General features: G+C 46.9%; 4 protein-coding genes. 1 reads left to right on the top strand and 3 read right to left on the bottom strand.

Annotated features, from left to right (window positions below):
- Window positions 1-17: 17 nt before the first annotated feature.
- The 3 genes from EWV84_RS04100 to dnaX form a co-directional block, all read right to left on the bottom strand.
- Window positions 18-209, bottom strand: a complete 192-nt coding sequence (locus EWV84_RS04100) for a hypothetical protein (RefSeq protein WP_287076617.1) — start codon at window positions 207-209, stop codon at window positions 18-20.
- A 129-nt stretch (window positions 210-338) separates the two neighbouring features.
- Window positions 339-662, bottom strand: coding sequence for a Grx4 family monothiol glutaredoxin (gene grxD / locus EWV84_RS04095; RefSeq protein ID WP_287076616.1), 324 nt, complete (start codon window positions 660-662; stop codon window positions 339-341).
- An 87-nt stretch (window positions 663-749) separates the two neighbouring features.
- Window positions 750-3,977, bottom strand: coding sequence for a DNA polymerase III subunit gamma/tau (gene dnaX / locus EWV84_RS04090; RefSeq protein ID WP_287076615.1), 3,228 nt, complete (start codon window positions 3,975-3,977; stop codon window positions 750-752).
- A gap of 242 nt (window positions 3,978-4,219) precedes the next feature.
- On the opposite strand from dnaX, the gene EWV84_RS04085 reads away from it, so the two are divergent.
- A complete protein-coding gene (locus tag EWV84_RS04085) occupies window positions 4,220-6,412 on the top strand; it encodes a molybdopterin oxidoreductase family protein (protein WP_287076613.1) in 2,193 nt (730 codons plus the stop codon).
- Window positions 6,413-6,544: the final 132 nt, after the last annotated feature.

The raw sequence follows: 6,544 nt of genomic DNA, 5'->3' as shown, positions 1-6,544 counted from the left end.
GTGTCAGACTTAAGCAATTAAGCGTTTTTCGGTGAAGCGTCAACCCCATTCAGCGACCACCCTAAAAAAGTGGCGTGGTGAGGAATCGCCGTCCGTTTTACGGCGGCGAGGATGTCAAGGTCGAGAAGATCAATAAAGTCGCTTACTTCCTGAACAAGGACTTCGGGGAGTTGCTGTAGCTTAGAAATTGCAGTTTCTCGAATTGTCACAATCATCACCTCTACCAAAATCTCTGGTTCGACCAACGCCAGAATATTATAATCCAGAGGTCGCAGCTGCCCAGTTTGACCAAAATTGCGAGGACTAGGTTAGGATAGCTAACCTAACCTAGAAAATTTTTAGGAAGCTAAGGCTACCTCTACTATTTGTTGTAGTTCCCCCTTTTGATAGAGTTCGAGCATAATGTCGGAACCGCCAATAAATTCACCGTTGATATAGACTTGGGGAATAGTCGGCCAATCGGAATACTCCTTAACTCCTTGTCTTAACTCCTGATCTTGCAGAATATCGACAGTTTCGTAGTCAACCCTCAGAATATTGAGAATTTGTACGACGTTATTCGAGAAACCACACTGAGGCATTAATTTATTGCCCTTCATGAACACAATAACTTTGTTATTCTGGACTAATTGATCGATTCTGGCCTTAGTTTCGGGTGTCATAGGTCTAGTAGCTAGAATTTGAGCAAGAATAGCCAATCCTGAGACGTGGCATATCCTATAAGTTTAGCACAAGCCGTTGAGATAGCTTTAAAAAGGAAGATCTTCGTCCTCCTCCAAACTCTCTAAAATTTCGTTAACATCAGGTCTCCCGCGCACGATAGTCATATTTTCCAGAGACTTATTAACTTTAGTTTCTGCGGCCGAATTTTCTGGCAGTGAATAACCCATATTGACCACTTCACCATCAAAAGATTTCGCTAACTTTTGAGCGGCTGCCAAAATTTCACTAACATCGACATCTTGATCTAATGTCTCTAAAGATGAATCAAAATTTAAGATTTTTTGGGGCAGTTCTGTGCTAATAGTTTTGTCATTTTTCTCAATAATTGCTTCTTTGACTGGGGGAATATCCACCACGGTCATAACTTTATTTTCGGGAGTTATTGGTGGAGTTGGTGCGGTTTCCGGTGGTGGTGGCATCCTGGCCGCCGGGGATTGAGAAACTTCCGCAGCCATGGCATCAGTAGCGGAACCTACCTGTAAATGGACTTTAATCCGGCGCTGAAAAACTGCCTCGAAAGCTGACTCAATATTAGTCAATCGTAGCCGGGCCATTTTTAATAATTGTTCTGAAGATATGCTTAAATAAGCGCTCGATTCTGACCTACTAAAAAGACTACCGTGCTGACGTAGGAGAGTGCGAGTAGTGGGAGGTTCCATTACTTCTAAAACCTGCTGCCAAATTTGTTCATGATTGTCATCACCAGCAACAGTTTTAACCTCAGTTTTCGGCACTTCGACCCTAGTTGTCGGGGTGATAACCGCCGGTTTTATCGGTTCATTAACCGGTGCCGGTGCTGTGATTACTTCAGTCGGCCTCTCGGTGCTGGTTTGGGGACGGGAAGGCGCTACCGTGGCAACTAGAGGAATCACCTGTGCTTGCGGTAAAAGTCCTAATAGAGTGACTTCTAACCAGAGACGGGGTTGAGTCGTGTTTTTTAGTTGCGTTTCGCTGTCTTTAAGAAGTTGTTGACCGCGGAGAATTTCCTCTAAAGACCAATTACGCGCCTCCGTACACAATTCCTGCCAAGTGGGAGCGGTGACAGCGACCATTTCTGGACGATTAGGGGCAGTTTTGGCTAAAAGTAGGTTTAAATAGAATCCCGCTAGATTTTGCAAGACGATTAAAGGTTCCTTACCGCGATTCATCAGATGGCGACATTGTTCGATAACTTGATCGGGAATATTGCCATGAATGAGTTTAAGTAGGGTTAAGAGGTCTCTTTCGGGGACTGCACCGACTAAATCCCAGACTCGCTCGGCCGTAATCGTTCCTGCGAGTAAACTTAATTGATCGAGGAGACTTTCCGCATCCCGTAAACCACCGTTAGCGATCTGAGCCACAAGGGTTAATGCTTCTAGGTTAATATCGATCGCTTCTATTTGGGCGATTTTTTGCAGGTGTGTCACCATCGCATCGAGAGGAATACGGCGATAATCAAAGCGTTGACAACGGGAGATGATGGTAGGCAAGACACGCTGAGGATCGGTGGTAGCAAGCACAAAAATCACTCGATCCGGTGGTTCTTCCAGAGTTTTCAGCAGCGCATTAAAGGCCGCCGTACTGAGCATATGGCAGTTATGAACTAATAACCCATTGGCAACAAAATTATGATTGTCCTCCACTTCTAGGTCATAGACGCTTTCTGTGTCACCTTCTTGAATCCCTATCACTTCCTCGAAATTTGTAAGCCATTGAGGGGATTGCATAGGGTTGTAAATCGGCAATCCATCGGGCTGTGGCCGATGCTCCCATTTTGAGGTAATGATAGATCTTCCCCGTACTGTGTCGAGTATAGGATAGGCTTTTTGTAGCGTAACCTCTTTGAGTGAGCCAATCGGCAATAAGTTGATTTTCGGCGGGGGAATATCCTTCCGTGTGTAATTGGATAAAACGGCTTCCGTGAGGGGTGATACTGAGTGATCCGTCATCCATATACCACCAAGCCAGTCCTTCGGGTGTGATGTTTTCCAGCCAATTGAGGGAAACAAATTTTCGTTCTCCTTGAGGTCTGACCATCTGGAAAACTTCTCCAAGGCTGGGATGACAAACGCTGCGGGCATAGATTGAAAGTTCTCCATATCCACCGTTGGCAACGATTTGTGACTGAATTTGTAACTCTGGAAGACGACTGGCTTTGCATTCAAGCCATTCTTGTTGTTTACTGCCATGATTCCAGCGTATTCTCGGCCATCGACTGTTTTGGTTGGGGTAATCGATAGTTCCATCTCCGAGTAAAGTCCCGTATATAAGTCCGAGGCTGTTTGAGGACAAAGATTCTCGATGGAACAGTAATTTTTTGGTTCGCTTTTCCCATAAACCGTGTCCTTGTTTGTAAGGATGTCTTTGCCAATAGGATTCAATACTTTTGATCCCTCTGCCTTTTTGTTGGAGAAACAAGGGAATTTCCAGTTTTTCCCCACAGCCACACTGACAAAAGGGCTTGATGGATTCAGCCTGTTGCAAAATAGAGGCCAAGTCATAGACTCTTGTTCCGTTACTATTGCCGTAGTTTTGATGCCCTGAAACGAAACGTCGGTTATGTCCATCCCTTCCATACTTAGAGATGAGTTGCCCGCAGCCACATTCACAGGGGATAGGATCTGATCGCCGATTTTGAGATTTTTTGCTTGTATCCATGCTTTTTCTGTTCTAATCAAATGATTACCAGTGCAATTAATCGTCCGATTTCTGGTTTGAATGGTTAAAGTTGCTTTTACGCCTCGGTTTAGCCATCGCAGGACTTTTTTATATTCCCACTCTCCGCTGCTCTCGTTGTAACTGAGAACTCGTTTTCCGAGAATCTCAGGATGATTAATGGGGATTAATCCCGTTTCGGTGAAAACAAGGCTATCCCCAGTCAGGCATTCATCGATGACATAGACTTTATAACGACATTGGACGGGGGCAAATTGCGATCGCTCGATAATTTCCCGAATGTTATCCACACCAGTATTACTAGCGGCATCAATTTCGATCACGTCTAAAGCGGAACCATTGGCGATCGCTTGACAGACGGAACACTTACCGCAGGGAATCGGCGTCGGATGGTCACTAGACAGACAGTTGAGGGATTTGGCTAAAATTCGCGCCGAGGAGGTTTTCCCCGTGCCTCTGGGTCCTGTAAATAGGTATGCAGGAGCGATTCGCTCACTGATTAAGGCATTACTCAGGGTCGTGGCGATCGCTGATTGTCCCACCAAATCGGCAAAGGTTTGGGGACGATACTTATGATGTAGAGGTTCGTAGGTCATGACTGGCTGAAAACTTTTTCCCCACCCTAGAGACTACTATTATCCTATCCCGATTCTTTTTCAACACGAGAACAAGTGTATGCTTTTTATCTAGCCAGTTGTAATGCGGGATTTGCATCTCGAAAATGGCAGTTTAGCTAAGGCTTGTAATAAATTGTATTAATAACTACAATTTCGCCGAGAAAATCTGCCGACTATCTTAGTATGCCCAAAGACAGCGCCACTAATCAGACCAACTGCTTATGACTGAATCTACAAAAACCCAATGTCCTTACTGTGGAGTAGGTTGTGGTTTGACAGTCACCCCCGGCGCGTCGGCCGGACAAGCATGGAAAGTCTTTGGGGACAAGTCCCACCCCTCCAGTCAAGGTATGATCTGTGTTAAAGGGGCCACCGTAGCGGAATCGATCGATAAAAATCGCCTCAAAACCCCGATGATCCGCGATTCTCTCCAAGATCAATTTCGTCCTTGCACTTGGGAAGATGCCCTCGATCGCATCGTTAACCAGATGCAAACTCTAATCGCTCAGGGGGAAAAGGAAAGTATCTGTCTATACGGTTCGGGACAATTTCACACCGAAGATTACTACATCGCCCAAAAACTGGTCAAGGGCTGTCTGGGAGTCAATAACTTTGATGCTAATTCCCGTCTCTGTATGTCTTCGGCCGTGGCCGCTTACCTGGACAGTTTCGGTTCCGACGGTCCCCCCTGCTGTTACGATGACCTAGAATTAACCGATTGTGCCTTTCTGGTGGGGACAAATACGGCCGAATGTCACCCCATCATCTTTAACCGTCTGCACAAGTATCTCAAACGCAACAAAGAAGCGAAATTAATCGTCGTCGATCCCCGCAGCACTAAAACCGCCGAGGCCGCTAATCTCCACCTAGCCATTAACCCGGGGACCGATATTGACCTATTTAACGGTATTGCCCACCTGTTACTGGATTGGGGTGCGATCGATACCTATTTTATCGATAAATGTACCCGGGATTTCGGCAAATACGCCGAAATTATCCGCCATTATCCCCCCGAAATAGTCGCGAGTAAATGCGGTATCCCCATCGACCATTTAGAACAGGCTGCCCGCTACTGGGCCGAATCGGAAAGAGTGCTTTCCCTCTGGTCGATGGGTATCAATCAATCTAGCGAAGGCACGGCCAAAGCCCGCACTTTAATCAATTTACACCTAATGACGGCTAATATCGGTAAACCGGGGGCCGGTCCTTTTTCCCTAACGGGACAACCCAACGCCATGGGAGGACGGGAAGCCGGCGGACTCTGCCATCTTCTGCCCGGTTATCGTTTCGTCAAAAATCCCCAACACCGGGCCGAAGTGGAACAAGCTTGGGGTTTACCCGCCGGTCGGATTTCTCCGGTCCCCGGTCGCGATGCTTGGAGTATGATTACTGGTTTGGAGACCGGAGATGTCAAACTTCTCTGGATTGCCGCCACTAATCCGGCTGTTAGTATGCCTGATCTAGAACGCACCAAGGCCGCCCTGTTGAAATCACCTTTTACTATCTATCAGGATGCCTACTATCCCACAGAAACCAGCGCCTACGCCCATTTATTACTGCCAGCGGCCCAATGGGGCGAAAAAACGGGAACAATGACCAATTCTGAGCGCATGGTGACGTTAAATAAAGCTTTTCGCCCTCCCGTCGGTCAAGCTCAGGCCGATTGGCAAATTTTCGCCGAAGTTGGCCGCCGTTTGGGTTTTCAAGCACAATTTAATTTTAAGGATTCCGCCGAGGTACATTCCGAGTTTATCCGGTTGACATATAAACGTCCTTGTGATATGACAGCGATTAATTATGATCGCCTGGCCGAGACTCCCCGACCGTGGCCCGATTCCATCGATGAAATTTCCGCTCCTAAAACCGCTAATTCCGGAGAATTACTGGGGAATTTAGTTAAAGATGAAGATAAAAGCGAAAAAACAGCCGCAAAACGCCTTTATACCGATGGTAAATTTAATACTGCCGATGGTCGTGCTGTTTTCGCCGCCTACCACAGTAAAGGTCTAGCGGAACCCCCCGACGATGATTATCCCCTAGTGTTGACCGTGGGGCGTTTGTACGGTCACTGGCACACCCAAACCCGCACTGGCCGCATCGAGAAAATTGTCAAAATGCACCCCGCACCTTTTCTGGAAATTCACCCCAAAGATGCGGCAAAATTGGGCATAGAAGCGGGGGAATGGGTGGAGGTGCGTTCTCGTCGCGGTTTTGCCCGTTTTCCCGCTTTAATCACCAAAGCAATTGCTCCTAATTGTGTCTTTGTGCCGATGCACTGGGGAGCTTTATGGGCAGAAAATGCTGAGGCTAATAGTCTCACCCATCCGGCCGCTTGTCCGATTTCCCTGCAACCAGAACTAAAAGCTTGTGCCGTCAAATTAATCCCGTTGAAGTTTTTAGTTAGGGTTTGCTGAAAAAGTTTTTCGGTGGGGGTTGGGGGTTGGGGGTTGGGGTGTGGGGTGTGGGGTGTGGGGTTTTACCCATTTTCAGGTGGTCAATTACCTAATTTTCAGGGAAAAAGTCCCTGAATTTTCCCCCCAATCACT

The organism is Microcystis sp. M_QC_C_20170808_M3Col (assembly GCF_007095505.1).
GTDB lineage: Bacteria > Cyanobacteriota > Cyanobacteriia > Cyanobacteriales > Microcystaceae > Microcystis.
This window is presented reverse-complemented; position numbering and strand designations above follow the sequence as displayed.